The 24956-nt window shown below is 57.1% G+C and carries 40 protein-coding genes (1 of these 40 running past the window's edge); 5 read left to right on the top strand and 35 right to left on the bottom strand.

Annotated elements, in window-relative coordinates:
- From rplQ to rpsJ, 28 genes are all read right to left on the bottom strand, one after another.
- Positions 1–285: the 5' portion of a 50S ribosomal protein L17 gene (gene rplQ, locus ACPDZI_RS00970; protein ID WP_005307999.1), read on the bottom strand. 99 nt of this gene lie to the left of the window's left edge; only the first 285 of its 384 coding nucleotides appear in the window; it begins with the start codon at positions 283–285; its stop codon lies off the left edge, out of view.
- Between the two features lie 43 nt (positions 286–328).
- A complete protein-coding gene (locus ACPDZI_RS00965; RefSeq protein WP_005307997.1) occupies positions 329–1318 on the bottom strand; it encodes a DNA-directed RNA polymerase subunit alpha in 990 nt (329 codons plus the stop codon).
- A 25-nt stretch (positions 1319–1343) separates the two neighbouring features.
- Entirely contained in the window at positions 1344–1964 is a 621-nt protein-coding gene (rpsD, locus tag ACPDZI_RS00960) for a 30S ribosomal protein S4 (RefSeq protein WP_011704319.1), read from the bottom strand.
- A 39-nt stretch (positions 1965–2003) separates the two neighbouring features.
- Positions 2004–2393: a 30S ribosomal protein S11 gene (rpsK, locus tag ACPDZI_RS00955; protein ID WP_005319702.1), complete on the bottom strand. Its 390-nt coding sequence runs from the start codon at positions 2391–2393 to the stop codon at positions 2004–2006.
- Between the two features lie 14 nt (positions 2394–2407).
- The gene (rpsM, locus tag ACPDZI_RS00950) at positions 2408–2764 is read right to left on the bottom strand and encodes a 30S ribosomal protein S13 (RefSeq protein WP_005307991.1); all 357 of its coding nucleotides are present in this window, start codon (positions 2762–2764) and stop codon (positions 2408–2410) included.
- 139 nt (positions 2765–2903) lie between these two features.
- The gene (gene rpmJ / locus ACPDZI_RS00945; RefSeq protein WP_005319705.1) at positions 2904–3017 is read right to left on the bottom strand and encodes a 50S ribosomal protein L36; all 114 of its coding nucleotides are present in this window, start codon (positions 3015–3017) and stop codon (positions 2904–2906) included.
- A gap of 27 nt (positions 3018–3044) precedes the next feature.
- Positions 3045–4373 carry a preprotein translocase subunit SecY gene (gene secY / locus ACPDZI_RS00940; RefSeq protein ID WP_010672567.1) on the bottom strand — a complete coding sequence of 443 codons (1329 nt, stop codon included), beginning with the start codon at positions 4371–4373 and terminating at the stop codon, positions 3045–3047.
- 8 nt (positions 4374–4381) lie between these two features.
- A complete protein-coding gene (rplO, locus tag ACPDZI_RS00935; RefSeq protein ID WP_005307987.1) occupies positions 4382–4819 on the bottom strand; it encodes a 50S ribosomal protein L15 in 438 nt (145 codons plus the stop codon).
- Positions 4820–4821: 2 nt separating this feature from the next.
- Complete coding sequence (gene rpmD, locus ACPDZI_RS00930; RefSeq protein WP_005307985.1) at positions 4822–5001, bottom strand: 50S ribosomal protein L30; 180 nt, start codon at positions 4999–5001, stop codon at positions 4822–4824.
- A 6-nt stretch (positions 5002–5007) separates the two neighbouring features.
- Positions 5008–5508, bottom strand: a complete 501-nt coding sequence (gene rpsE / locus ACPDZI_RS00925) for a 30S ribosomal protein S5 (protein ID WP_011704318.1) — start codon at positions 5506–5508, stop codon at positions 5008–5010.
- A gap of 14 nt (positions 5509–5522) precedes the next feature.
- The gene (gene rplR, locus ACPDZI_RS00920; RefSeq protein ID WP_011704317.1) at positions 5523–5876 is read right to left on the bottom strand and encodes a 50S ribosomal protein L18; all 354 of its coding nucleotides are present in this window, start codon (positions 5874–5876) and stop codon (positions 5523–5525) included.
- 9 nt (positions 5877–5885) lie between these two features.
- Positions 5886–6419 carry a 50S ribosomal protein L6 gene (rplF, locus tag ACPDZI_RS00915; RefSeq protein WP_005307981.1) on the bottom strand — a complete coding sequence of 178 codons (534 nt, stop codon included), beginning with the start codon at positions 6417–6419 and terminating at the stop codon, positions 5886–5888.
- Between the two features lie 13 nt (positions 6420–6432).
- Positions 6433–6825 carry a 30S ribosomal protein S8 gene (gene rpsH / locus ACPDZI_RS00910; RefSeq protein WP_005307980.1) on the bottom strand — a complete coding sequence of 131 codons (393 nt, stop codon included), beginning with the start codon at positions 6823–6825 and terminating at the stop codon, positions 6433–6435.
- 21 nt (positions 6826–6846) lie between these two features.
- The gene (gene rpsN, locus ACPDZI_RS00905; protein ID WP_011704315.1) at positions 6847–7152 is read right to left on the bottom strand and encodes a 30S ribosomal protein S14; all 306 of its coding nucleotides are present in this window, start codon (positions 7150–7152) and stop codon (positions 6847–6849) included.
- Positions 7153–7162: 10 nt separating this feature from the next.
- Positions 7163–7702, bottom strand: a complete 540-nt coding sequence (gene rplE, locus ACPDZI_RS00900) for a 50S ribosomal protein L5 (protein ID WP_005331162.1) — start codon at positions 7700–7702, stop codon at positions 7163–7165.
- Positions 7703–7715: 13 nt separating this feature from the next.
- Entirely contained in the window at positions 7716–8033 is a 318-nt protein-coding gene (gene rplX / locus ACPDZI_RS00895; protein ID WP_005307977.1) for a 50S ribosomal protein L24, read from the bottom strand.
- An 11-nt stretch (positions 8034–8044) separates the two neighbouring features.
- Entirely contained in the window at positions 8045–8413 is a 369-nt protein-coding gene (gene rplN / locus ACPDZI_RS00890; RefSeq protein ID WP_005307975.1) for a 50S ribosomal protein L14, read from the bottom strand.
- A 147-nt stretch (positions 8414–8560) separates the two neighbouring features.
- Complete coding sequence (gene rpsQ / locus ACPDZI_RS00885) at positions 8561–8809, bottom strand: 30S ribosomal protein S17 (RefSeq protein WP_005307966.1); 249 nt, start codon at positions 8807–8809, stop codon at positions 8561–8563.
- Complete coding sequence (gene rpmC / locus ACPDZI_RS00880) at positions 8809–9000, bottom strand: 50S ribosomal protein L29 (RefSeq protein WP_005307965.1); 192 nt, start codon at positions 8998–9000, stop codon at positions 8809–8811. The genes rpsQ and rpmC overlap by 1 nt, the downstream gene beginning before the upstream one ends.
- Positions 9000–9413, bottom strand: coding sequence for a 50S ribosomal protein L16 (rplP, locus tag ACPDZI_RS00875; RefSeq protein ID WP_005307963.1), 414 nt, complete (start codon positions 9411–9413; stop codon positions 9000–9002). Before rplP ends, rpmC begins: the two co-directional genes overlap by 1 nt.
- A gap of 13 nt (positions 9414–9426) precedes the next feature.
- Positions 9427–10140 carry a 30S ribosomal protein S3 gene (gene rpsC / locus ACPDZI_RS00870; RefSeq protein ID WP_005331168.1) on the bottom strand — a complete coding sequence of 238 codons (714 nt, stop codon included), beginning with the start codon at positions 10138–10140 and terminating at the stop codon, positions 9427–9429.
- A gap of 3 nt (positions 10141–10143) precedes the next feature.
- Positions 10144–10488: a 50S ribosomal protein L22 gene (gene rplV, locus ACPDZI_RS00865; protein WP_011704314.1), complete on the bottom strand. Its 345-nt coding sequence runs from the start codon at positions 10486–10488 to the stop codon at positions 10144–10146.
- 10 nt (positions 10489–10498) lie between these two features.
- Positions 10499–10777 carry a 30S ribosomal protein S19 gene (rpsS, locus tag ACPDZI_RS00860; RefSeq protein ID WP_005307960.1) on the bottom strand — a complete coding sequence of 93 codons (279 nt, stop codon included), beginning with the start codon at positions 10775–10777 and terminating at the stop codon, positions 10499–10501.
- Positions 10778–10799: 22 nt separating this feature from the next.
- Positions 10800–11621: a 50S ribosomal protein L2 gene (gene rplB / locus ACPDZI_RS00855; RefSeq protein WP_005307957.1), complete on the bottom strand. Its 822-nt coding sequence runs from the start codon at positions 11619–11621 to the stop codon at positions 10800–10802.
- Positions 11622–11636: 15 nt separating this feature from the next.
- A complete protein-coding gene (gene rplW / locus ACPDZI_RS00850; RefSeq protein WP_005307955.1) occupies positions 11637–11939 on the bottom strand; it encodes a 50S ribosomal protein L23 in 303 nt (100 codons plus the stop codon).
- A complete protein-coding gene (gene rplD / locus ACPDZI_RS00845) occupies positions 11936–12541 on the bottom strand; it encodes a 50S ribosomal protein L4 (RefSeq protein WP_005340616.1) in 606 nt (201 codons plus the stop codon). The genes rplW and rplD overlap by 4 nt, the downstream gene beginning before the upstream one ends.
- 17 nt (positions 12542–12558) lie before the next feature.
- Positions 12559–13191 carry a 50S ribosomal protein L3 gene (gene rplC, locus ACPDZI_RS00840; protein WP_010672559.1) on the bottom strand — a complete coding sequence of 211 codons (633 nt, stop codon included), beginning with the start codon at positions 13189–13191 and terminating at the stop codon, positions 12559–12561.
- Positions 13192–13213: 22 nt separating this feature from the next.
- Positions 13214–13525, bottom strand: coding sequence for a 30S ribosomal protein S10 (rpsJ, locus tag ACPDZI_RS00835; RefSeq protein WP_005307944.1), 312 nt, complete (start codon positions 13523–13525; stop codon positions 13214–13216).
- Positions 13526–13881: 356 nt separating this feature from the next.
- On the opposite strand from rpsJ, the gene ACPDZI_RS00830 reads away from it, so the two are divergent.
- Complete coding sequence (locus ACPDZI_RS00830; protein ID WP_438833855.1) at positions 13882–14796, top strand: DMT family transporter; 915 nt, start codon at positions 13882–13884, stop codon at positions 14794–14796.
- A gap of 35 nt (positions 14797–14831) precedes the next feature.
- Here ACPDZI_RS00830 and envZ read toward each other — a convergent pair whose 3' ends face one another.
- Together envZ and ompR are read right to left on the bottom strand one after the other, a co-directional pair.
- A complete protein-coding gene (gene envZ, locus ACPDZI_RS00825) occupies positions 14832–16142 on the bottom strand; it encodes a two-component system sensor histidine kinase EnvZ (RefSeq protein WP_017410611.1) in 1311 nt (436 codons plus the stop codon).
- Positions 16139–16858 carry an osmolarity response regulator transcription factor OmpR gene (ompR, locus tag ACPDZI_RS00820; RefSeq protein ID WP_016349112.1) on the bottom strand — a complete coding sequence of 240 codons (720 nt, stop codon included), beginning with the start codon at positions 16856–16858 and terminating at the stop codon, positions 16139–16141. Before ompR ends, envZ begins: the two co-directional genes overlap by 4 nt.
- 236 nt (positions 16859–17094) lie before the next feature.
- On the opposite strand from ompR, the gene greB reads away from it, so the two are divergent.
- On the top strand, positions 17095–17568 hold the full coding sequence (gene greB, locus ACPDZI_RS00815; RefSeq protein WP_011704309.1) for a transcription elongation factor GreB: 474 nt from the start codon (positions 17095–17097) through the stop codon (positions 17566–17568).
- A gap of 269 nt (positions 17569–17837) precedes the next feature.
- Positions 17838–20144 (top strand): Tex family protein, encoded by a 2307-nt coding sequence (locus ACPDZI_RS00810; protein WP_323953486.1) that lies wholly within the window; start codon positions 17838–17840, stop codon positions 20142–20144.
- 55 nt (positions 20145–20199) lie between these two features.
- On the opposite strand, the gene ACPDZI_RS00805 is transcribed toward ACPDZI_RS00810, so the two are convergent.
- From ACPDZI_RS00805 to bioH, 4 genes are all read right to left on the bottom strand, one after another.
- Positions 20200–20478, bottom strand: a complete 279-nt coding sequence (locus ACPDZI_RS00805) for a hypothetical protein (RefSeq protein ID WP_016349110.1) — start codon at positions 20476–20478, stop codon at positions 20200–20202.
- A gap of 95 nt (positions 20479–20573) precedes the next feature.
- Positions 20574–21371, bottom strand: a complete 798-nt coding sequence (locus ACPDZI_RS00800) for a putative metalloprotease CJM1_0395 family protein (protein ID WP_323878801.1) — start codon at positions 21369–21371, stop codon at positions 20574–20576.
- A 1-nt stretch (position 21372) separates the two neighbouring features.
- Positions 21373–21606, bottom strand: coding sequence for a flagellar hook protein FlgE (locus ACPDZI_RS00795; RefSeq protein WP_029302481.1), 234 nt, complete (start codon positions 21604–21606; stop codon positions 21373–21375).
- Positions 21607–21677: 71 nt separating this feature from the next.
- Positions 21678–22442, bottom strand: a complete 765-nt coding sequence (bioH, locus tag ACPDZI_RS00790; protein WP_263680853.1) for a pimeloyl-ACP methyl ester esterase BioH — start codon at positions 22440–22442, stop codon at positions 21678–21680.
- A gap of 36 nt (positions 22443–22478) precedes the next feature.
- Between bioH and ACPDZI_RS00785 the strand changes: the two genes are divergently transcribed.
- Together ACPDZI_RS00785 and nfuA are read left to right on the top strand one after the other, a co-directional pair.
- Positions 22479–23207, top strand: coding sequence for a ComF family protein (locus tag ACPDZI_RS00785; protein ID WP_438833854.1), 729 nt, complete (start codon positions 22479–22481; stop codon positions 23205–23207).
- Between the two features lie 80 nt (positions 23208–23287).
- Positions 23288–23866: a Fe-S biogenesis protein NfuA gene (gene nfuA, locus ACPDZI_RS00780; protein ID WP_011704302.1), complete on the top strand. Its 579-nt coding sequence runs from the start codon at positions 23288–23290 to the stop codon at positions 23864–23866.
- Between the two features lie 83 nt (positions 23867–23949).
- Here nfuA and gpsA read toward each other — a convergent pair whose 3' ends face one another.
- Positions 23950–24954 (bottom strand): NAD(P)H-dependent glycerol-3-phosphate dehydrogenase, encoded by a 1005-nt coding sequence (gpsA, locus tag ACPDZI_RS00775; protein ID WP_011704301.1) that lies wholly within the window; start codon positions 24952–24954, stop codon positions 23950–23952.
- Positions 24955–24956: the final 2 nt, after the last annotated feature.

Genomic DNA, 24956 nt, shown 5'->3' with positions numbered 1-24956 from the left:
AGTATAACCGCCGGCGCGCTCCAGGTAGCGCGGGCCCAGTTCATTGAACAGCTTAGCCACGATCGCATTATCGCGAGTACGGGCAAATGCCAGGCGACGATTAGCAACGCTATCAGTCTTGGCAAGGGTGATCAGCGGTTCAACTACACGACGCAGCTCTTTTGCCTTAGGCAGAGTCGTCTTGATGATCTCATGACGAACCAGGGAGCTGGCCATGTTGCGGAACATAGCCTGACGATGGCTGCTGTTCCGGTTCAGTTGACGACCACTCAAACGATGGCGCATGACCTTATCCTTCTAACTAAATCTGTGAAACCCGTAATCTGGATTACTCGTCAGCGATGCTGGCGGGCGGCCAATTCTCGAGGCGCATGCCAAGAGACAGACCACGGGAGGCCAACACGTCCTTGATCTCAGTCAGGGACTTCTTACCGAGGTTAGGAGTCTTAAGCAACTCAACTTCGGTACGCTGTACCAGATCACCAATATAGTGGATAGCTTCTGCCTTCAGACAGTTCGCAGAACGAACTGTCAGCTCCAAATCATCGACAGGACGCAGCAGAATCGGATCAAACTCGGGTTTCTCTTCTTTCTTCTCGGGCACGCTGACATCGCGCAGATCCACGAAGGCTTCCAGTTGCTCGGCCAGAATAGTGGCAGAACGACGGATGGCTTCTTCAGGATCTAGAGTACCATTGGTCTCCATGTCGATGACCAGCTTGTCCAAGTCGGTACGCTGCTCTACACGTGCTGCCTCAACGTTGTAGGCAATACGAACGATGGGGCTGAACGCGGAGTCCAACAGCAGGCGACCGATAGGACGCTCTTCATCATCGTTGTGAACACGAGCAGAAGCAGGCACATAACCACGACCGCGCTGAACTTTCAGGCGCATGCTGATTTCAGCATTGGCACCAGTCAGGTGGCAGATTACGTGCTCCGGGTTTACGATCTCGACTTCATCACCGTGAGTGATATCACCAGCGGTAACGGGGCCTGTTCCAGACTTGGTCAGGGACAGAGTTACCTCGTCCTTGCCTTCCAGCTTCACAGCGATACCTTTCAGGTTGAGCAGGATTTCAAGAATGTCTTCCTGTACACCTTCTTTGCTGCTGTACTCATGCAGTACCCCGTCAATTTCGACTTCAGTAACTGCACAACCGGGCATAGAAGACAGCAAAATACGACGCAGGGCATTACCCAGCGTGTGACCAAAGCCACGCTCAAGTGGCTCGAGAGTCACTTTCGCATGAGTCGGGCTAACTTGCTCGATGTCAACTAGCCGCGGTTTAAGAAAATCTGTTACAGAACCCAGCATTGTGTCCTCTCTTTAGAAGCTAGCTTTACTTGGAGTAAAGCTCGACGATCAGCTGTTCGTTAATGTCGGCAGACAGGTCGGAACGCTCTGGCAGGCGCTTGAAAGCACCTTCCATTTTAGCGGCATCAACCTCTACCCAAGTCGGCTTCTCGCGCTGACCAGCAACCTCGAGGGATGCTTTGATACGCGCTTGCTTCTTAGCCTTCTCACGAACGCAGATCACGTCCTCAGGGGAAACCTGGAAAGAAGGAATGTTCACAACGCGGCCGTTGACCATGATGGCCTTGTGGCTCACCAGCTGACGAGATTCAGCACGGGTAGCGCCGAAGCCCATACGGTAAACAACGTTGTCCAAACGACCTTCCAGCAGCTGCAACAGGTTTTCACCGGTGTTACCCTTTTGACGGGCAGCGTCGCGGTAGTAGTTGCGGAACTGTTTTTCCAATACGCCGTAGATACGACGAACTTTTTGTTTCTCGCGCAGCTGAACACCGTAGTCAGACAGACGCGCTTTACGCGCACCGTGTTGACCAGGAACGGTGTCAATCTTGCACTTAGAATCAATCGCACGAACACCAGACTTCAGGAAGAGGTCGGTGCCCTCACGACGGCTAAGCTTAAGCTTAGGACCGATATATCTTGCCATCTTCTTTCTCCAACAATCCTAGACCAAGTAGCTACAGCGTTACACGCGGCGCTTCTTGGGAGGACGACAACCGTTGTGCGGGATCGGAGTCACATCAGTAATGTTAGTGATGCGGAAACCAGCCGCGTTCAGAGCGCGGATGGAAGACTCACGACCGGGACCCGGACCTTTAACCATGACTTCCAGGTTCTTCACGCCGTATTCTTTGGCGATCTCACCAGCACGCTCAGCAGCTACCTGGGCAGCAAACGGAGTGGACTTACGGGAACCACGGAAACCTGAACCACCAGAGGTAGCCCATGACAGAGCATTGCCCTGACGGTCAGTAATGGTCACGATTGTGTTGTTGAAAGATGCATGAACGTGCGCAATACCGTCGCTCACTTGCTTTTTAACGCGCTTGCGAGCACGAGTCGGAGTTTTAGCCATTTTCTACCTTCCCGTTACTTCTTGATAGCCTTGCGCGGACCCTTACGGGTACGAGCGTTGGTCTTGGTACGTTGACCACGAACAGGCAGGCTACGACGGTGACGCAAACCACGGTAGCAACCCAGATCCATCAATCGCTTGATGTTCATGGAAATCTGACGACGCAGGTCACCTTCAACGGTGAATTTACCTACTTGTTCACGCAGACTCTCGATCTGAGCTTCGTCCAGGTCTTTAATTTTCACATTCTCAGCGATACCGGCTGCGGCACAGATGGCCTTGGAGCGGGTACGACCGACGCCATAAATAGCAGTCAAAGCAATGACTGCATGCTTATGGTCAGGAATGTTAATGCCAGCGATACGGGCCACTATTCACTCCTACATATAGTAGATTACGACCACCACAAAGCCCGTGAGCGGATACGTGGCGGTCAACCAATACACAACAAAAGTTGGCTGGCTATATTAGCCAGCACAACTATTTGTTGCAAGTACTAACCGTAAAAAATTAGCCTTGGCGCTGTTTATGCTTTGGCTCGCTGCAAATCACACGCACCACACCGTGACGCTTGATGATTTTGCAGTTACGGCAGATTGCCTTAACGGAAGCACGAACTTTCATTGCTTAACTCCGTAACTACGCCGACCTTTAGCGGCCGTAGCCCTTCAGGTTGGCCTTCCTCAGGACATCACCATATTGATGAGACATCATATGGGTCTGAACCTGAGCCATGAAGTCCATGATAACTACCACAATAATCAGCAGCGAGGTGCCACCGAAGTAGAACTGTACGTTCCAGGCAGTCATCAAGAACTGGGGTACCAGACAGATAAAGGTTATATAGAGCGCACCTGCCAATGTCAGGCGAGTCATAACCTTATCGATATAACGTGCTGTCTGCTCGCCCGGGCGGATCCCCGGGATAAAGGCTCCACTCTTCTTCAGGTTGTCTGCTGTCTCGCGGGGGTTGAACACCAGCGCGGTATAGAAGAAGCAGAAGAAGATAATGGCTGCTGCATAGAGCATCTCATACAAGGGCTGACCCGGCTGCAGGACCATAGAGACCTGTTGCAGGATGTCAGCGATCTTGCCCTCGCCCTGACCAAACCAAGAGGTAATGGTCCCTGGGAAGAGGATGATGCTGGATGCGAAAATCGCAGGAATCACACCGGCCATATTCACTTTCAACGGCAGGTGTGTGCTTTGCGCGGCAAATACCTGGCGGCCTTGTTGACGCTTGGCATAGTTAACGACGATACGACGCTGACCACGCTCCACGAACACCACAAAGTAAGTTACTGCGAAAACAATCAAGCCCAGCAACAACAACAGCAGGATGTGCAATTCCCCTTGACGTGCCTGTTCGGCCGTAGCGCCAATGGCATGAGGCAGACCAGCAACGATACCTGTGAAGATAATCAACGAGATACCATTACCAATCCCACGCTCGGTAATCTGCTCACCCAACCACATCAAGAACATGGTACCGGTGACCAGACTCACAACGGCCGTGAAATAGAAGCCCAAACCCGGATGAGTCACGAGTCCTTGCATCATATTCGGCAGACCGGTTGCAATACCAATGGCCTGGAACGTTCCCAAAACCAGCGTGCCCCAACGGGTATATTGGCTAATCTTGCGACGGCCGGATTCACCTTCCTTCTTGAGTTCAGCAAGAGCGGGGTGAACCACAGTCAGCAGCTGGATAATGATCGACGCCGAAATGTACGGCATGATCCCCAGCGCAAGAATAGAAGCACGCGAGAGTGCACCACCACTGAACATGTTGAACATCTCAATGATGGTGCCCTTCTGTTGTTGGAACAACTCGGCCAGTACGGCGGCGTCAATACCAGGAATCGGCACATAAGAGCCTGCACGGAAAACGATAATCGCCCCGAGAACGAAGAGCAGACGGCTCTTCAGTTCACTCAGACCACCCTGTGCTTTAACATCCAATCCTGGTTTCTTAGCCATTGTACTGATTATTCCTCGATTTTACCGCCAGCGGCCTCGATGGCTGCACGTGCACCTTTGGTGACGGACAGACCACGAACGGTCACAGCACGGTCAATGTTGCCAGACAGAACAACTTTAGCGAACACGATGTTTTTAGTAATAACACCGGCTTGCTTCAGAGTGCTCACGTCGACCACATCACCTTCTACCAGGGCGATTTCGTTCAGGCGCACTTCGGCAGAAACCAAAGATTTGCGGGAGAAGAAACCGAACTTCGGCAGACGGATTTTCAAAGGCATCTGGCCGCCTTCGAAACCGTTGCGGACTTTGCCGCCACCGGAACGAGAGGTTTGACCTTTAACACCACGACCACCGGTCTTGCCCAGACCAGAACCGATACCACGGCCCGGACGGTGCTTAACGCGCTTGGAGCCAGCGGCCGGAGACAGAGTATTCAGACGCATGCTTAGCCCTCCACCTTAACCATGTAATAAACCTGGTTGATCATGCCGCGTACGCAGGGAGTATCTTCCAGCTCAACGGTGTGACCAATGCGACGCAGACCCAGACCACGCAGAGTCGCCTTGTGCTTTGGCAGACGGCCGATAGAGCTGCGAGTTTGAGTTACTTTTACAGTGTTAGCCATGTCGCATTACCCCAGAATTTCTTCAACGCGCAGACCACGCTTGGCAGCGATCTGGGCCGGGGATTGACCCTGTACCAGAGCGTCGACAGTTGCGCGAACAACGTTGATTGGGTTGGTGGAACCGTAGGTCTTGGCCAGCACGTTGTGGATACCAGCAACTTCCAGAACAGCACGCATGGCGCCGCCTGCAATGATACCAGTACCTTGAGAGGCCGGCTTCATGAACACGGTGGAACCGGAGTGAACACCACGCACCGGGTGGTGCAGAGTGCCGTTGTTCAGCTCAACCTTGTTCAGGTTACGCTTAGCCTGTTCCATCGCTTTTTGAATAGCGGCCGGAACTTCACGGGCTTTACCGTAACCGTAACCTACACGGCCGTTACCATCACCCACCACGGTCAACGCGGTGAAGGACATGATACGACCACCTTTAACAGTTTTCGAAACACGGTTTACTGCAATCAGCTTTTCTTGCAGTTCGCCGGCTTGAGATTCGACTTTAGCCATCTTCGACTCCTAGCTTAGAACTGAAGACCAGCGTCACGTGCAGCAGCTGCCAGAGCAGCGATGCGACCGTGATACTTGAAACCGGAACGATCGAAAGATACGTTCTGAACGCCTTTGGCAATAGCACGCTCAGCGATTGCTTTACCTACCGCGGTCGCTGCATCAGCGTTACCGGTGTATTTAATAGCTTCACTGATGGCTTTCTCTACTGTGGAAGCAGAGGCCAGAACTTCGGAACCGTTGGCTGCAATAACCTGCGCATAGATATGACGCGGGGTACGGTGAACAACCAGACGGGTAGCTCCCAGTTCCTGCATCTTTTTCCGAGCACGAGTAGCACGACGGAGACGAGCTGCTTTCTTGTCCATAGTGTTACCTTACTTCTTCTTAGCTTCTTTAGTACGCACTTGCTCGTTGGCATAGCGTACACCCTTGCCCTTGTAGGGCTCCGGAGCGCGGTAAGCACGGATATCGGCGGCGACTTGGCCAACCAGCTGCTTGTCGACACCACGCAGAACGATTTCTGTGGCAGTCGGGCACTCAGCGGTCACACCAGCCGGCAGCGCATGCTCTACCGGGTGAGAGAAGCCCAGAGCCAGCGCAACAGCATTGCCCTTGATGGAGGCTTTATAACCTACACCAACCAGCTGCAGCTTGCGCTCGAAGCCTTGGGTAACACCGATTACCATGTTGTTGACCAATGCACGGGCAGTACCGGCCTGAGCGTCAGCACCAGCGATGCCGTCGCGCGGGGCGAACTTCAGTACATTGTCTTCTTTGGTCACTTCTACACCGGCGTGAATTGAGCGAACCAGGGAACCTTTACCACCTTTGATGGACAGTTCCTGGCCGTTCAGAGTCACCTCTACGCCAGCAGGAATAGTGACGGGTGCCTTAGCAACACGAGACATTTCCTACCTCCTATTAAGCGACGTAGCAGATGATCTCACCGCCCATGCTTGCTTTGCGGGCAGCACGGTCAGTCATCACACCTTTAGACGTGGACACGATAGCAACACCGAGACCGCCCATAACTTTCGGCAGATCAGTAGTGCGCTTGTAAATACGCAGGCCGGGACGGCTCACGCGTTGGATCAGTTCTACAACTGGCTTGCCCTGGAAATATTTCAGTTCAATTTCCAGTTCCGGCTTCACATCACCAGCTACGGAGTAGCCAGCGATGTAACCTTCTTCTTTCAGCACTTTGGCGATAGCCACTTTCAGCTTGGAAGAAGGCATGGAAACCGCAACTTTGCTCGCCGCCTGACCGTTACGGATGCGGGTCAGCATATCCGCGATCGGATCTTGCATGCTCATAAGTCTAACTCCCGAGATTCGTTACCAAGAAGCCTTCTTCAGGCCCGGAATTTCGCCCTTCATGGCATGCTCACGCACCTTGATGCGAGACAGGCCAAACTTGCGCAGGAAACCGTGCGGACGACCAGTAATATTGCAACGGTTACGCTGGCGGGACGGACTGGAATCACGGGGCAGCTGTTGCAGTTGCAGGACAGCATCCCAACGCGCTTCTTCAGAAGCGTTCATATCAACAATGATAGCTTTCAGCTCGGTTCGCTTGGAGGCGAACTTGGCTACCAGCTTCGCACGCTTTGCTTCACGTGCTTTCATGGAAGTTTTAGCCATAACCCTAACCTTACTTGCGGAATGGGAAGTTAAAGGCAGCCAGCAGAGCACGGCCTTCTTCATCGGTATTCGCGGAAGTGGTGATGGTGATATCCAGACCACGGACGCGATCGACCTTGTCATAGTCGATTTCCGGGAAGATGATTTGCTCACGCACGCCCATGGAGTAGTTACCACGACCGTCGAACGCTTTAGCGTTCAGGCCACGGAAGTCACGGATACGCGGTACGGAGATGCAAATCAGCCGTTCCAGGAACTCCCACATACGCTCGCCACGCAGGGTTACTTTACAACCTATCGGGTAGCCTTCACGAATCTTGAAGCCCGCAACAGATTTGCGAGCTTTGGTGATCAGCGGCTTCTGACCGGAAATGGCAGCCATATCGGCAGCAGCATTTTCCAGCAATTTCTTGTCAGAGATCGCTTCACCAACACCCATGTTCAGGGTGATTTTCTCGATCCGAGGGACTTGCATGATAGTCTTGTAACCGAACTGTTTGGACAGTTCATTTACTACATCGGATTTGTAGTAATCATGCAGTTTCGCCATCGTTAAACTCCAATTACTTCACAAGTTCGCCGGTGGATTTGAAGAAACGAACTTTTTTGCCGTCTTCAATCCGGAAACCAACGCGGTCAGCCTTGCCAGTGGCAGAGTTGAACAGCGCTACGTTAGATACATCGATGGGGGCTTCTTTGGTGACGATACCGCCAGCCTGACCCAGTGCGGGTACCGGCTTCTGGTGTTTCTTCACCTGGTTGATGCCTTCCACGATTACCTTACCTTTTGCAATCAGGACTTGAGTGACTTTGCCACGCTTGCCCTTGTCTTTGCCGGTAAGAACAATCACTTCGTCTTCGCGACGGATTTTAGCTGCCATCGTTCGACTCCTTACAGTACTTCGGGTGCCAGGGACACAATCTTCATGAACTTCTCATTACGCAGTTCACGAGTCACCGGGCCAAAAATACGAGTACCGATTGGCTGTTGGTTGTTGTTAAGCAACACAGCCGCATTGTTGTCGAAACGGATGACAGAGCCGTCCGGACGACGAACGCCTTTACGGGTGCGTACGACCACCGCGTTATACACATCACCTTTCTTCACTTTACCGCGAGGAATGGCTTCCTTGATGGAAACCTTGATGATGTCGCCGATGCCGGCGTAACGGCGGTGCGAACCACCCAGAACCTTAATACACATTACACTGCGAGCGCCGGAGTTGTCGGCAACACCCAGCATACTTTGCATCTGGATCATCTTAGTGCTCCGCTTTGTTTACTTCTTATCCCTCTCGGGATCTGGCTGCCTTCAAAAGGCGCGAAACTATAACACAGGATTTTTAGAAAAGGTAGCCTAAAAAACAAACGGCCCCGCTAAGGGGCCGTTTGGACTACAAAGTACCGATTAGGCCTTTTCTACAACGGCAACCAGGGTCCAGGACTTGGTCTTGGACAGCGGGCGGCATTCGCGGATTTCCACGAGGTCGCCAGCTTTGCATTCGTTGTTTTCATCATGTACGTGCAACTTGGTAGTGCGCTTGATGATCTTACCGTAGATCGGGTGCTTTACCTTGCGCTCGATAGCAACAGTGATGGACTTGTCCATCTTGTCGCTGATTACACGACCTTGCAGAGTACGGATCTTGTCAGTCATTACGCACCTGCCTTCTCAGTCAGTACAGTCTTGATACGTGCGACGTCACGACGCACTTGTTTCAGAGTGTGAGTCTGAGCCAGCTGGCCGGTGGAAGCTTGCATGCGCATGTTGAATTGCTCACGCAGCAGACCCAGCAGCTCCTGGTTCAGTTCTTCGACGCTCTTTTGACGCAGATCTTGGGCTTTCATCACATCACCGTCTTAATTACGAAAGTGGTCTGAACGGACAGCTTAGCTGCGGCCAGGGCAAACGCTTCACGCGCCAGAGCCTCAGGTACACCATCCATCTCGTACAGAACCTTGCCAGGCTGGATCGGGCAAACCCAGTATTCCACGTTACCCTTACCTTTACCCATACGAACTTCGAGGGGCTTTTCGGTGATGGGCTTGTCCGGGAACACACGGATCCAGATCTTGCCTTGACGCTTAACGTGACGGGTCATGGCACGACGGGCTGCTTCGATTTGACGAGCAGTCAGTTGACCACGGGATGTCGCCTTCAGGCCAAAGGTACCGAAGGATACTTCGTTACCAGAGTTGGCCAGACCGCGGTTACGACCCTTGTGGGTCTTGCGGAATTTAGTACGCTTTGGTTGCAACATTTACCGAATCTCCTTACTTAGCAGCGCGGCGCTTGTTGTCACGCTTGGGCTTTGCAGGAGCTTGCTCTTGAGCAGCAGCGGCATTAACAGCAGCCAGACCGCCCAGAACTTCGCCCTTGAAGATCCAAACTTTAACGCCGATCACACCGTAAGTGGTGTGGGCTTCAGAAGTTGCGTAGTCGATGTCGGCACGCAGGGTGTGCAACGGCACACGACCTTCACGGTACCATTCGGTACGCGCGATTTCAGCGCCGCCCAGACGACCGGAAACTTCCACTTTGATGCCCTTGGCACCCAGGCGCATTGCGTTCTGTACGGCGCGCTTCATAGCACGACGGAACATTACACGACGCTCCAGCTGGGAAGTGATGCTGTCGGCAACCAGTTTGCCATCCAGCTCCGGCTTGCGGACTTCGGAAATGTTGATCTGAGCAGGCACGCCAGCAATTGCGGCTACAGCTTTGCGCAGTTTCTCAACGTCTTCGCCTTTCTTACCGATCACAACACCCGGACGAGCGGTGTGAATGGTCACACGGATGCTCTTGGCCGGACGCTCGATGGTGATCTTGGACAAGGACGCGTTTTTCAGTTCCTTGGTCAGGAACTGGCGTACTTGAAAATCGCTGTACAGGTTGTCAGCGAAGTCTTTGGTGTTCGCGAACCAGGTAGAATTCCAAGGCTTGGTAATACCCAGGCGAATGCCATTAGGATGTACTTTCTGACCCATTGCTTATCTCCCAGCCTTAGCGTCGGATACCACTACGGTGATGTGAGCGGTACGCTTGAGGATACGATCCGCACGACCTTTGGCACGCGGACGGATGCGCTTCATGGAGGGACCTTCGTCGACCATGATAGTAGCAACACGCAGCGCGTCGATATCGGCGCCTTCGTTGTGCTCAGCGTTTGCAATGGCAGATTCCAGCACTTTCTTCACCAGAGCTGCAGCCTTTTTCGGGCTGAAGGTCAGGATGTTCAGAGCCTTGTCTACGGACAGACCACGTACTTGATCGGCTACCAGACGAGCTTTCTGGGCAGAAGTACGGGCATAACGGTGTTTAGCGATAGCTTCCATCATTTATCCCTTAGCGCTTCTTAGCCTTCTTATCAGCAGCATGGCCGCGATAAGTACGAGTCGGTGCGAATTCACCCAGTTTGTGACCGATCATTTCTTCGGTAACGAAAACCGGAACGTGCTGACGACCATTATGGACAGCGATGGTCAAACCGATCATGTTCGGGATGATCATTGAACGACGGGACCAGGTCTTAACCGGCTTTTTATCCCCGCTTTCCACCGCTTTCTCTACCTTCTTCAGCAAGTGCAGGTCAATAAATGGACCCTTCTTGAGAGAACGTGGCATGGTGATTCCTCTATGTTAACAATTACTTGTTACGACGACGTACGATGTACTTGTCGGTACGCTTGTTCTTACGGGTCTTGAAGCCTTTAGCCTTCTGGCCCCATGGGGACACAGGCTGCATGCCCTTGTTGCGACCCTCACCACCACCGTGCGGGTGGTCGACCGGGTTCATCGCCATACCGCGAACGGTCGGACGAATACCACGCCAGCGGTTTGCACCGGCTTTACCCAGTTGACGCAGCATGTGCTCGGAGTTACCAACTTCACCGATGGTGGCGCGGCACTCGGCCAGAACTTTACGTACTTCGCCGGAACGCAGACGCAGAGTTACATAGTTACCTTCACGAGCCAGGATCTGGATGAAAGTACCAGCGGAACGAGCCAGCTGGGCACCTTTACCAGGCTTCATCTCAACAGCGTGAACGGTAGAACCGACCGGGATGTTGCGCATCGGCAGGGTGTTACCTACCTTGATTGCGGCATCAGCACCAGAAGCGATTGCATCACCAGCTTTCAGGCCTTTCGGAGCCAGGATGTAACGACGCTCACCGTCTGCATACAGCACCAGGGCGATGTTTGCGGTACGGTTAGGATCGTATTCCAGGCGCTCTACTTTAGCCGGGATACCGTCTTTGTCGCGCTTGAAGTCGACGATACGGTAGTGTTGCTTGTGACCACCGCCGATGTGACGGGTGGTGATGCGGCCGTTGTTGTTACGACCACCGGACTTGTCTTTCTTGTCCAGCAGAGCTGCAAAGGGCTTGCCCTTGTACAGGTCTTGGTTGACGATCTTGACGACGTGGCGGCGGCCCGGAGAAGTAGGCTTGCACTTAACGATTGCCATTTTTCAGAACTCCTCTTACTCGGCTGCGCCCATGAAGTCGATGTCCTGACCAGCTTTCAGGGTCACATAAGCCTTTTTCCAATCGGAACGACGGCCTACGCGTGCACCTGCGCGCTTGGTCTTACCCTTCATGTTCAGGGTACGGACGGTCTCAACTTCGACCTCGAACAGTTTCGCAACTGCAGCTTTGACTTCCGCCTTGGTGGCATCAACAGCAACTTTGAACACGATAGTGTTCTGCTTTTCTGCGACCATGGTGCTCTTTTCAGAGATGTGCGGAGCCTTCAGAACTTTCAGCAGACGCTCTTCACGGATCATGCCAGCATCTCCTCGATTTGCTTAACTGCGTCAGCAGTCATCAGAACCTTGTCGAAAGCGATCAGGCTGACCGGGTCGATACCGGCAACGTCACGCACGTCAACTTTGTACAGGTTACGAGCAGCCAGGAACAGGTTCTCATCGACTTCAGCAGTCACGATCAGAACGTCAGTCAGTTCCATTTCTTTCAGCTTGGCGATCAGTTCTTTGGTCTTCGGAGCTTCGATGCCGAACTTCTCAACAACGATCAGGCGCTCTTGACGTACCAGCTCGGACAGGATGCTACGGATAGCGCCGCGGTACATCTTCTTGTTTACTTTCTGGCTGTGATCTTGCGGCTTAGCTGCAAAAGTCACACCACCGGAACGCCAAATGGGCGAACGGATGGAGCCAGCACGGGCACGACCAGTACCCTTCTGACGCCACGGCTTTTTGCCGCCACCAGACACTTCAGAGCGAGTCAGCTGCGCACGAGTACCCTGACGGGCACCAGCGGCATAAGCAACGACAACCTGGTGAACCAGAGCTTCGTTGAATTCGCGCCCGAAGGTAGTCTCGGAAACTTCAAGAGCGCTCTTGGCGTCTTTCATTACCAATTCCATTACTATCTCCTCAGACGTTACGCTTTGACGGCAGGTTTAACGATCACGTTGCCGTTGGTTGCACCCGGTACTGCGCCTTTGATGAGCAGCAGGTTGCGTTCAGCGTCAACACGAACCAGTTCCAGGTTCTGAGTCGTTACACGCTCAGCACCCATGTGACCAGCCATCTTTTTGCCCTTGAATACACGGCCCGGGGTCTGGTTTTGACCGATGGAGCCAGGTACACGGTGGGACAGAGAGTTACCGTGGGTCATATCCTGGGTGCGGAAGTTCCAGCGCTTAACAGTACCGGCAAAACCTTTACCCTTGGATGTGCCGGTAACGTCTACCAGCTTAACGTCAGCGAGAAGATCTACTTTCAGCTCGCTACCAACAGTGAAAGTTTCACCGTTGTTCAGGCGGAATTCCCACAGACCGCGACCGGCTTCTACACCAGCTTTGGCGAAGTGGCCAGCTTCCGGCTTGGTTACACGGCTGGCTTTCTTGGCGCCAGTGGTAACCTGAATAGCGTTGTAGCCGTCGGTTTCTACAGATTTGACCTGAGTTACACGGTTAGCTTCAACTTCGATAACAGTCACCGGGATAGAAACGCCATCTTCAGTGAAGATGCGAGTCATACCCACTTTGCGACCTACAAGACCGATTGTCATTGTTATCAACCTCTTTCCGTAATTAACCCAGGCTGATCTGGACGTCTACACCAGCTGCCAGATCCAGACGCATCAGGGCGTCAACGGTCTTGTCAGTCGGCTCAACGATGTCTACCAGACGCTTGTGAGTGCGGATCTCGTACTGATCACGCGCATCTTTGTTGACGTGCGGGGAGATCAGGACGGTGAAGCGCTCTTTGCGAGTCGGCAGCGGAATAGGACCGCGAACCTGCGCGCCGGTGCGCTTTGCAGTTTCAACGATTTCCGCAGTGGATTGATCGATCAGGCGATGATCAAAAGCCTTCAGGCGGATACGGATTCTTTGGTTCTGCATTGACAGAGCTCCAATAGATAAAAGAACATAAATCAACACCGCCCGACCGAGATTACTCCCGCCAGAGGTGTGATTTTTCACGTTTCCTCCCATATCGGGAGGACTGTATGGCTGGCCCCCGCAAGCGGGAAACTCAGCAAGCAGACATATCGTCTGGCTTACCTCATGGGTAAGCGGAGGGGATTATACGGATTTTTTCAATTTGCGCAAGAGAAGGCGAACAGATTGTGCGCAATTTTATGTGACAGATGGATCTCGCCAACAGCTGGGCAAGCCCTTGCCTGGCAGGGGTAACGACAATGTTGCAAACAGGCTGGTAGACTGTGCGCCGGCCTTCGTCATCGGAACGACACCTCATGCTCAAAGATCAGAAAAAAGCCTATCAATATGGACTCTGCGCCGTCGCCCTCTGGTCGACGGTTGCCAGCGCCTTCAAGATCTCCCTCGCCTACTTTGAACCGGTACAGCTGCTGCTGGTCGCGGCCTGCACCTCGACCCTGACGCTGGGGGTGATCGTGGCCTGTCAGGGCAAACTGCCGCTGCTGCTCGGCTACATCAAGAGTCGCCCCTTTTACTATCTGGCACTGGGAGTGCTCAACCCCTTCCTCTATTACCTGCTGCTGTTCAAGGCGTATGACCTGCTGCCCGCCCAGCAGGCACAGACCCTCAACTACACCTGGGCCATCACCCTCAGTCTGCTAGCGGTGCCCTTCCTCGGTCAGAAGCTGCGCCGCCGCGACGGGGTCGCCATCGTGCTCGGCTACTTCGGCGCTCTGGTGATCGCCACCAAGGGGGATGTATTCGGTCTGCAGTTCGACAGCCCTCTCGGCGTCACACTGGCGCTGGTGTCGACCCTGATCTGGGCCGGTTACTGGATCCTCAACACCCGCAACCAGGGCGACCCCATCGTCAGCCTGCTGCTGGGCTTCATCATCAGTTTGCCCTTCATCATCGCGGCAACCTGGCTGCTCTCGGACTTTTCCATGACCGCCTGGCAGGGGTGGGCCGGCGCCATCTACGTGGGACTGTTCGAGATGGGCTTCGGCTTCGTGCTCTGGTTGATGGCGCTGCGCCACGCCACCAACACAGCCCCCATCAGCAACCTCATCTTCATCTCGCCGTTTGCTTCGCTGGTGCTGCTCAACCTGCTGATCGGCGAGACCATCCACCCGGCCACCCCCATCGGGCTGGGGCTCATCGTCGCCGCCCTGCTGATCCAACAGCTGAAATACGGCAGGCGCTACAGCAAGACCAGCGAGCCGCAAGCCTGACATGCAAAGTGCGTATCCACGGATACGCCCTTCGTTCAATCAATCCACTCCAGCGGCTGGTTCTTGGGCAGCCGGATCTCCACCAGCAAGCCCCCCAGCTCGGAGCGCCCCAGCCTGATGGTGCCATGATGCTGGGACACGATCTTGGCGACGATGGCCAACCCCAGGCCGCTGCCGCTGCCGGTACGGGCCTCGTTGCCCTGAGTGAAGGGCTTGAGCACCCGGTAGTAATCCTGTTCCGGAATGCCGGGGCCGTCATCCGACAGCCGCAGCCGCACCCAGTGACCATCGTCCTTGAGCTCAGCCTGCAGCCGGCTCGCACCGTAGCGCAGTGAATTGCCCGACAGGTTGTTGAGGATGCGGCGGATGCTGATGGGGTTACAGGCCACCCGTACTGCCTCGGCCGGCAACTCGAGCTCCACCTCCAATCCCTGATCGGTCTGCACCAGCAAGCTGTCGTGGATCAGCTGGGTCAGATCGATCTGCTGGGTATCCAGCCCCTCATCCGGCCGAATGTAGTCGATGAACTGATCGATGATGCCATTGGACTCGTCAATGTCCGCGTTGATGCTCTCCTTGAGATACTCATCGCCAGAGGACATCATCTCGGTCGCCAGCCGGATACGAGTCAGCGGGGTACGCAGATCGTGGGAGACGCCCGCCATCATCAGGTTTCGCTCCTCGATCAGGCCCTTGATGGAGCTCGACATGTGATTGAAGGTACGGGTCAACCGACGCACCTCCCGCGATCCCTGCTCCCCCAATGCATCGGGGAAATTGCCGCGCGCCACCGCCACGGCCCCCGCCTCCAGATCCTCCAGCGGCCGCACCAGCTGACGGGCAAAGCGCCAGGCGGCGAACAGGGTCACCACCAGCAGCACGCTCATGTAGAGGATCAGCGGCTCGATGTCATCATCCTCGATCTCGGTCAGCGGGATGCGCACCCACACCTTGTTGGCCTGGGGCGGCTGGATCCAGATGATATAGTGATCCTGGATCTCGACCCTGACCTTGGTCTTGCCCCCCAGCTCGCGGCTGATGCTCTCTTCCAGATAGGTGTAGGGCTTGGACTCGTTAAGCCCGTGCTGCTCCGCCTCGGTCTGGGTATAGATGTCGCTGCCGGTCGCCACATAGACCAGCGCCTCGGCGTCTTCACTCAGCGCCAGCTGATTGCTCTCGACCGGAAAGATGAGCTTGACCTGGTTGGCCAGCAGGTGACTGATCTGCTTGACGGTCGGCGCCAGCAGATAGTTGTAGAAGGTGGCATAAGAGACAAACTGATAGACCACCAGCACGGCGGCCAAAAACCAGAGCATGCGGGAGAACATGCTGCTCACTTTCTTCATTCGCCGTCACCGTCCGGCACGAACACATAGCCCAGACCCCAGACGGTCTGCAGATAGCGGGGCTGCGCCGGATCCTGCTCCAGCAGGCGACGCAGGCGGGAGACCTGCACGTCGATGCTGCGCTCGGTGGCGGTGTATTCACGACCGCGGGCCAGGTTCATCAGCTTGTCACGGGAGAGAGGCTCGCGCGGATGACTCACCAGCACCTTGAGCACGGCGAATTCACCGCTGGTCAGCGCAACCGGATCACCATCGCGGCTCAGCTCGCGGGTCGCCAGGTTGAGCTGATAGCAGCCAAAGCTCACCACCTTCTCGGCGGTAGAGGGGGCACCCGGCAACTCGACGGTGTGCCGGCGCAGCACGGCGCGGATCCGGGCCAGCAGCTCACGGGGATTGAACGGTTTGGGCAGGTAATCATCGGCACCCATCTCGAGCCCGACGATACGATCTACCTCATCCCCCTTGGCGGTCAGCATCAGCACCGGGATCTGGTTGCCAGCCTCGCGCAGGCGGCGGCAGATGGAGAGGCCGTCTTCCCCCGGCAGCATCAAATCCAGCACCATCAGGCTGAAGTTCTCACGGGTCAGCAGGCGGTCGGCCTGTTCACCATTGGCGACGCCCCGAACCACGAACCCCTGTTCGGTCAGGTAGCGCTCCAGCAGGGAACGTAATTTCAAATCATCGTCGACGACCAGAACCTTGTATTGCTGACTCATTGCTTGCCTCTCCTCTATATATGCTGCCAATACTAGAGCTCGGGCTCGTAACGGCCAAGCCTAAATATGTTACCGGTTATTGCCCATTCAGCCGATTTTGCGCCCCTTCACCCCGAGTCTCATCACTCAGGCCTCCCCTCAGACGCTCCAGTTTTTGCTCGACAGCAAGGCGACAACGGATAAGATCTGCCGAGCCATAAGAGGCTCATCAGCCCCACTGACACAGGTAACGACCGATGAAGACCAAGCTGATCACCCGTGAAGGCTACAACAAGCTCAAACAGGAGCTCGATTTCCTCTGGCGCGAGGAGCGCCCCGAGACCACCCGTAAAGTGGCCTGGGCGGCCAGCCTCGGTGATCGCAGCGAGAATGCCGACTACCAATACAACAAGAAACGGCTGCGGGAGATCGACCGGCGGGTCCGTTACCTGCGCAAGTGCCTCGAGGAGCTGGGGATCGTCGACTACTCCCCCGCCCAGGAGGGCAAGGTCTTTTTCGGTGCCTGGGTCGAGGTGGAAAACGAAGAGGGAGAGACCAAGCGCTTTCGCATCGTCGGCTATGACGAAATCTTCGAGCGCAAGGATTACATCTCCATCGACTCCCCCATGGCCCGCGCCCTGCTCAAGAAAGAGGTGGGCGACGAGGCCATAGTGCGTACGCCAGTCGGTGACGCCTGCTGGTACATCAATGAGATCAGCTATCCCAAATAAGCCAGCGCCGGCTCAGGCTGCCAAATCGGCTGACGAGGCCAGGAGAGACGGAGCATGCCCACCCACCGGGTATGACAAGCATCGTTTTTGCCGGGGTGGCATCCCGCTGCCCGACCCCATATAGTGCTCACACCCGGCGCCTTGCGGCGCCAACCGGCCCGCGCGGCAGTGGCCTGGCAGGTATCTAAAGTATCGCCAGGACAGACCCCCTGTTCGGCGACATAGCCCCACGCTGGCCAGTTAGACAGGACCCGACCAAGAGACCCTCGATGCAAAGCCACGTAATAGAACATCAGATCGCCGGTGAGCTGAATGCCCGCCCGGAACAGGTGCAGGCAGCCGTTCGCCTGCTGGACGAAGGCGCGACCGTTCCCTTCATCGCCCGTTACCGCAAAGAGGTGACCGGCGGTCTGGACGACAGCCAGCTGCGTACCCTGGAGAGCCGCCTCGGCTACCTGCGCGAACTGGCGGATCGCCGCCAGGTGATCCTGCGCTCCATTGAAGAGCAGGGCAAACTGACCCCCGAGCTGGCCCGCGAGCTGAACGATGCCGACAGCAAGACCCGGCTGGAAGACCTCTACCTCCCCTACAAGCCCAAGCGGCGCACCAAGGGGCAGATGGCCATCGAGGCGGGGCTGGAGCCACTGGCGGATTTGCTGCTGGGTGACCCCATGAAGGATCCCGAGCAAGAGGCGGTTCGCTTCCTCAATGCCGAGCAGGGGATCACCGACGGCAAGGCCGCCCTCGACGGTGCCCGTTACATCCTGATGGAGCGCTTCGCCGAGCAGGCCGATCTCCTTGAGAAGTTGCGGGACTACCTGTGGCACAACGCCACCCTGCGTGCCCGCGTGGTGGCCGGCAAGGAGCAGGAAGGGGCCAAATTCAAGGACTACTTTGAACACGACGAACCGCTGCACAAGGCCCCCTCCCACCGGGTGCTGGCCATGTTGCGCGGTCGCAACGAGGGGATCCTCAACCTGGCGCTGGTCACCGGCGAGGATGAGGGTACCAGCCCCTGCGAAGGGATCATTGCCCATCACCTGAGACTCAACCTGCAACACCGCCCGGCCGACAAGTGGCTGCAGGGGGTGGTGAGCTGGACCTGGAAGATCAAGCTCTCCTTGCAGATGGAGACCGAGCTGATCGGTCGCATCCGCGAATCGGCAGAAGACGAGGCGATCAAGGTATTCGCCATGAACCTCAAGGATCTGCTGATGGCGGCGCCGGCCGGCATGCGTTGCACCATGGGGCTGGATCCCGGCATCCGCACCGGGGTCAAGGTGGCGGTGGTTGATGCCACCGGCAAGCTGGTCGATCACGCGACTATCTATCCGTTCGAACCCAAGCGCCAGGTTGACCAGAGTCTCAAGACCCTGAGCGAGCTGTGCCAGAAGCACAAGGTTGAACTCATCAGCATCGGCAACGGCACTGCCTCGCGGGAAACGGACCGCCTGGTGAGCGATCTGTTCGAGCGCTACCCGGCCGCCAAGGCGCAGAAAATCGTGGTCAGTGAAGCGGGGGCATCGGTCTACTCCGCCTCCGAGCTCGCCTCCCAGGAGTTCCCGGATCTCGACGTCTCCATTCGCGGCGCAGTCTCCATCGCCCGCCGGCTGCAGGATCCGCTGGCCGAGCTGGTCAAGATCGATCCCAAGAGCATAGGTGTCGGCCAGTACCAGCACGACGTCGGCCAGAGCCAGCTGGCCCGCCGGCTCGATGCGGTGGTCGAGGATTGCGTGAACGCGGTCGGGGTGGATGTGAATACCGCCTCAGTCGCCCTGCTCAACCGGGTTTCCGGCCTCTCCCAGACCCTGGCCCAGAACATCGTCGCCTACCGGGATGAGAACGGCGCCTTCCAGCATCGTCAGCAGTTGCTGAAAGTAAGCCGACTCGGGCCCAAGGCATTCGAGCAGTGCGCCGGCTTCCTGCGCATTCGCGGCGGCAGCAACCCGCTGGACGGCTCGGCGGTGCACCCGGAATCCTACCCTGTGGTGGAGCGGATCCTCGCCAAGCTGGAGCAGACCGTGGACAACCTGCTCGGCAACAGCAGCCTGCTGCGCACCCTCAAGCCCACCGACTACACCGATGAGCAGTTCGGGGTGCCTACCGTTACCGACATCATCGGTGAGCTGGACAAGCCGGGCCGCGACCCGCGCCCCGAGTTCAAGACCGCCACCTTCAAGGAAGGGGTGGAGAAAATCAGCGATCTGGTGCCCGAGATGGTGCTGGAGGGTGTGGTCACCAACGTCACCAACTTCGGCGCCTTCGTCGACATCGGCGTCCATCAGGACGGGCTGGTGCACATTTCTTCCCTCACCGATCGCTTCGTCAAGGATCCCCGCGAGGTGGTCAAAGCCGGTGACATCGTCCGGGTCAAGGTGCTGGAAGTCGACGTACCGCGCAAACGCATCAGTCTGACCATGCGTCTGGATGAAAAAGCCGGCCAGCCAGCCCGCAAACCGGCCGAGCCACGCCACACCGGCAATGCCAAGCCGAAGCAGGCACCGCGTCAGAGCCCCCCGACCGATGGCGCCATGGGCAACGCCTTCGCGGCCGCCCTCTCGAAGCTGAAGAAATAAGCCCCCAGAATGCAAAAAGCCCCGCGAGGGGCTTTTTTGTCACCGTTGTTCAGCCTTATTGGGCCAGCGCAGCCAGAATGGCGTCAGCCTCCTGATGGGCTGCCAGTACCTCCCGCAGCCGGTTGAATGCCTTGCAGGCCTCTTGCGGATACTTGCCATAGGAGACCACGCCAGTATGGCTCCAACCTGCTGCCAGCATCACCTTCTTCTTGAAATGGGTGCCTTCGGTGCCGCCCCCGCCAAGCTGCATCAAGAACTGCTCCATCTGGAGGTGCGGAGGTGGTACACGAGAGAAAGTGGCAAAATCTTCCGGTTTGACTTCATCAAAGTGCATGACGACTCCTGTGAGCGTGGATGGGATTACCCCTCAGATTAGTTGCAAATGCCTGCTCGCGAGGGAAAAAACCGGGCGGAAATACGGTGGAAACCTCAGACACTCAAGCTCAGGTTCTGCTGGGCAGCGGGCTTGACTGCCTGCTGATAACGCTGGGCGATGACCTGGTTGCGCTGCTCCATGTAGCCGTTCAGCACGCCCGTCTTGGCGCTGCCATCGGCAGCCAGGGCGGTATCAGGGTCGGATGAGAGCAGCGCCTTGCGGGCCTGTGCCTCCTTGGCCGCAGCACTTCTGGCTACGCTCAGATCCTGAGAGGAGGGTTCGGCAGGCGCCAGTGCGGCGGCCCGCACCTGTTGCATCTTGGCGATGGTGGCTCTGGGATCGCCGGGGATGGTCCCGATGTCGATGGAGACGCCACCGCCGGTCGCGTAACGCTTGCCATCCGGCCCCATGGCAAACTCATAGGTAGGGCTGCCCGCATACTGACCACCGGTGCTCTGGTGCGCCTGCTCGTGAGTGCGCACTTCCTGATCCCTGTCGGCCAGCTCCTTGACCTGCAACTCCTGCTTCTGCTGTTGCTCCTGCTGCTTGGGATCCTGCTGCTTGTTGCGCTGACCGTCCTCACCGGCGGCCTCGACGAAGCGGTTGTCGATCGTCGCCTGCGGGTTGCCAGTCTGGGCACCGTCTCGCGCCTGCTGGGAAGTCTGATTGGGATTGGCCTGGCTGGCTCTGGACTTCTCTTTCTGAGAGCCGACTTCGGACTCGGCGTTGAAAGCCTCGCTCTGGCGGCTCTGGGGGATGAGTGCCGCGCGACGATTGTCAGTACGTGCCGATTCCGTCTGCGGTTGCAGCTGGTTGGGAATGATGGTCGGCAGACTGACATTGATGTTCATGTCACACCCGGATGTCGATCAGGGTTCCCATCATGTCGCTGGCGGTCTGGATCACCTTGGCAGAGGCACCGGCCTGCACCTCGGCCACCTTGAGATTGACCAGCTCGTCGGGCAGCTGAACCTTGTCACCGCTCGGGGTGTTGAGCCTGGCGATCTGGCTGGACGCCTTGTCGGCGATCTGCTCCGCACGCTGAAAACCTTGCACTCCGCTGTTCAATGCTGAATCTATACGCATGACAACTCTCCTCTGACACTGGATTAATTATCCGTCACGCCAGAGGATTAATGAAGCAAATTGGCTATTTTTCAACCTACAAAATGTTCAATGATTTCAATGAACTGTTGTGGATGGGAAATAAAGGGCGCGTGTGAGGCCTTTTCCAGCACCACACTGCGGCTGGCCGGGTAACGCTCGTCCAGCAGAGGGATGGATGCCTTCGGCACCAGTGAATCCAGCCGACCGTAGATCCGCAGCCAAGGCAGGCTCAATGGTGTCAGCTCATCGCGCAGATCGACCTCAGCCAGCAAACCGAGCCCGGCCTCCAGCGCGGCAAGCTGAGGAGCAGGCCGTTCCGCCAGCCAGTGGCGCAACTGACGGATGTCGTCCCTGGCATGTTCGCTGCCCATGGCCTGGATCGCGAGGAAGCGCTCGATGGTCTGCTTGAAGTCCCCCGCCAGCATCTGGTTGAAACCGGTCAGCACCTTGGGGGCGATCCCCGGCCATTCGTCACGGGCCATGAAACAGGGGGAGCTGGCCACCGTGATGAGGGAGTGCAGTCGCTCGGGATGGTTCAAGGCCAACTGGCTTGCCACCAGGCCACCGAGGGACCAGCCCAGCAAATGGCACTGCTCCGGCAGGATGGCAGCAACCTGTTCAGCCAGCCATGGCAGGTTATAGCCGACCCCCTCGGCCAGCGGACTGTTGCCAAAGCCGGGCAGATCCACCAGATGGACGCGATAGCGAGACGCCAGAGCCGGCACAATGCCGTGCCAGACCGCGCCATTCATTCCCCATCCGTGCAACAGCACCAGATCGGGCCCCTGACCAAACCGCTCAACCGACACGCTCATCTAGACTCAGATCCTGTTCACTCTGTTGGGGTCAGCATGTTAAAGCGGCTGCTCGCCAAAGCAAGTCCGATCCTCGGCCGCCATGCCGACTGGCAGGGCAACTGTCTGCTCTGCCAGCAGCCTTGCGATGTTGACCCCTTGCTGTGCAGCTGGTGCCGACAGGCACTGCAGCAGGCTGACCACACCTGCCGCTTGTGTGCAGCTCCCTTGCCGGCAATGCATGAAGAACGCCTGCCGATCTGCGGTCGTTGCCAGCGCAGGCCTCCGTCCTGGGAGCGGCTGCAGGTCATCGGTGACTACCGGCCACCCTACCCCATGCTGATCCCCCGGCTGAAGTATTCCGGCCAGATCCTGCTGGCCCCGCTGCTCGCCCGGCTGCTGGCAGACCATCTGGATCTCAGCGAGCCGCCAGAGGCCATCATTCCGGTGCCTCTGCACTGGTGGCGCCAATGGTGGCGCGGCTTCAATCAAGCGGAAGAGATAGCCCTCACCCTCAGTGAGCTGACCGGCATTCCTTGCAACAACAGCCTGCTGCGCCGGGTCAGGGCAACCCCGCAGCAAACCAAGCTCAGTGCCGGCCAGCGGCGGCGCAATCTGCGCGGTGCCTTCCAGATCAGGCCCCACGCCTACCAGCACGTGGCGCTGCTCGATGATGTGGTCACCACGGGCGCGACCGCCGGCCATCTCACCCGCTTGCTCCATGAGAGCGGAGTCACAAAGGTGGAAGTGTGGGCCGTCTGTCGCACCCTCAAGCATATCAAGTAACCATCGGCATGCTACCCAAGCCTTGCCAAGAGAGTTATCATGAATACCCTAGTCGTACACTCAGGTTTATGAGGATAGTGATGATCAGCATTTCCGACACCGCCCAGGCCCATTTCCGTAAACTGCTGGAAAAACAGCCTGATGGCACCAATATCCGGGTGTTTGTGGTCAATCCGGGAACCCAGAATGCCGAGTGCGGCGTATCATATTGCCCACCCGACGCGGTCGATCCGGAAGATCAACACCTGCCCTTCAGCGGCTTCGACTGCCTGGTCGATCCCCTGAGCGCCCCCTTCCTGGTGGATGCCACCATCGATTTCGTCACCGATCAGATGGGCTCCCAGCTCACCCTGAAAGCCCCGAATGCCAAGATGCGCAAAGTGGCCGACGACGCTCCGCTGATCGACCGTATCGAGTACGTGTTGATGTCCGAGGTGAACCCCATGCTGGCCGGTCACGGCGGCAAGGTCACCCTGGTCGAGCTGACCGAGGACAAGCTGGCCATCCTGCAGTTCGGCGGCGGTTGCAACGGTTGCTCCATGGTCGACTACACCCTGAAAGAGGGGATCGAGAAGCAGCTGCTGGAGAAATTCCCGGGCGAGCTCAACGGCGTCAAGGATGCCACCGAGCACCAGCGCGGCGATCACTCCTACTACTGATTTGCTGCCGTTGTCGCAAAGACATGCGGCAAAGAAAAGGCCCCGCCAGCTGGCGGGGCCTTTTGCATTCTGCAGCGGGCGGATCACTCGTCCTTCTTGTCTCGCGACAGCAGGGCGATAGCCGCCTCTTTCGGATTCTTGCCTTCGTACAGCACCTTGAAGATCTGCTCGCAGATGGGCATCTCGACGCCACAACGGGCCGCCAGCAGATGCACCTCCTTGGTGTTGCGATAGCCTTCCACTACCTGACCGATCTCGGCCATGGCGGTGTTCACATCCTTGCCGGCCCCGAGGGCCAGCCCGAAGCGACGGTTGCGCGACTGGTTGTCGGTACAGGTGAGCACCAGATCCCCGAGCCCCGCCATCCCCATGAAGGTCTTGGCGTCGGCCCCGAGTGCGGCGCCGAGGCGCTGCATCTCTACCAGGCCCCGGGTGATGAGCGCGGTCCTGGCATTGGCGCCAAAACCCAGCCCGTCGGAGAGACCGGCACCGATGGCGATGACGTTCTTGACCGCCCCGCCCAGTTGCAGACCGATGAAGTCCGGATTGGTATAGACCCGGAACGAACGGCCACAGTGCAGCAGCAGGGAGAGATCGTCGGCGAAGTCGTCGTGGGTCGACGCCACCGAGATGGCGGTCGGCAGGCCGGCGGCCAGCTCTTTGGCGAAGGTAGGACCGGAGATGACCGCCAGCGGCATCTCGTCACCCAGCACCTCGCGCGCCACGTCTTGCAGCAGACGGCCGCTGTCCGGCTCCAGCCCCTTGGTGGCCCAGGCGATACGGGTATCGGGGCGCAGGAAGGGTTTGACCTGGGCCAGTACCTGGCCGAACACATGGCTCGGCACTACCAGCAGCAGCACCGGGGCCGCTTGTACCGCCTGTTGCAGATCGGCGGTCAGCTGCAGATCGGCAGGAAAAGGGACATCCGGCAGAAAAGCCTTGTTGCAGCGGTCTTGTTCCAGCTCGGCGACATGGGCAGGGTCGTGACCCCACAGCAGGGTCGGATGACCGTTGCGCGCCAGAGAAATGGCAAGGGCGGAGCCATAAGACCCCGCCCCCAAGACCGAGATAGCGATCTGGTCGGCCATTA

It is taken from the genome of Aeromonas oralensis (assembly GCF_049665575.1).
Classification (GTDB): domain Bacteria; phylum Pseudomonadota; class Gammaproteobacteria; order Enterobacterales; family Aeromonadaceae; genus Aeromonas; species Aeromonas hydrophila.
The sequence above is the reverse complement of the archived record's forward strand: the minus strand, read 5'-3'. Positions and strand labels throughout refer to the sequence as shown.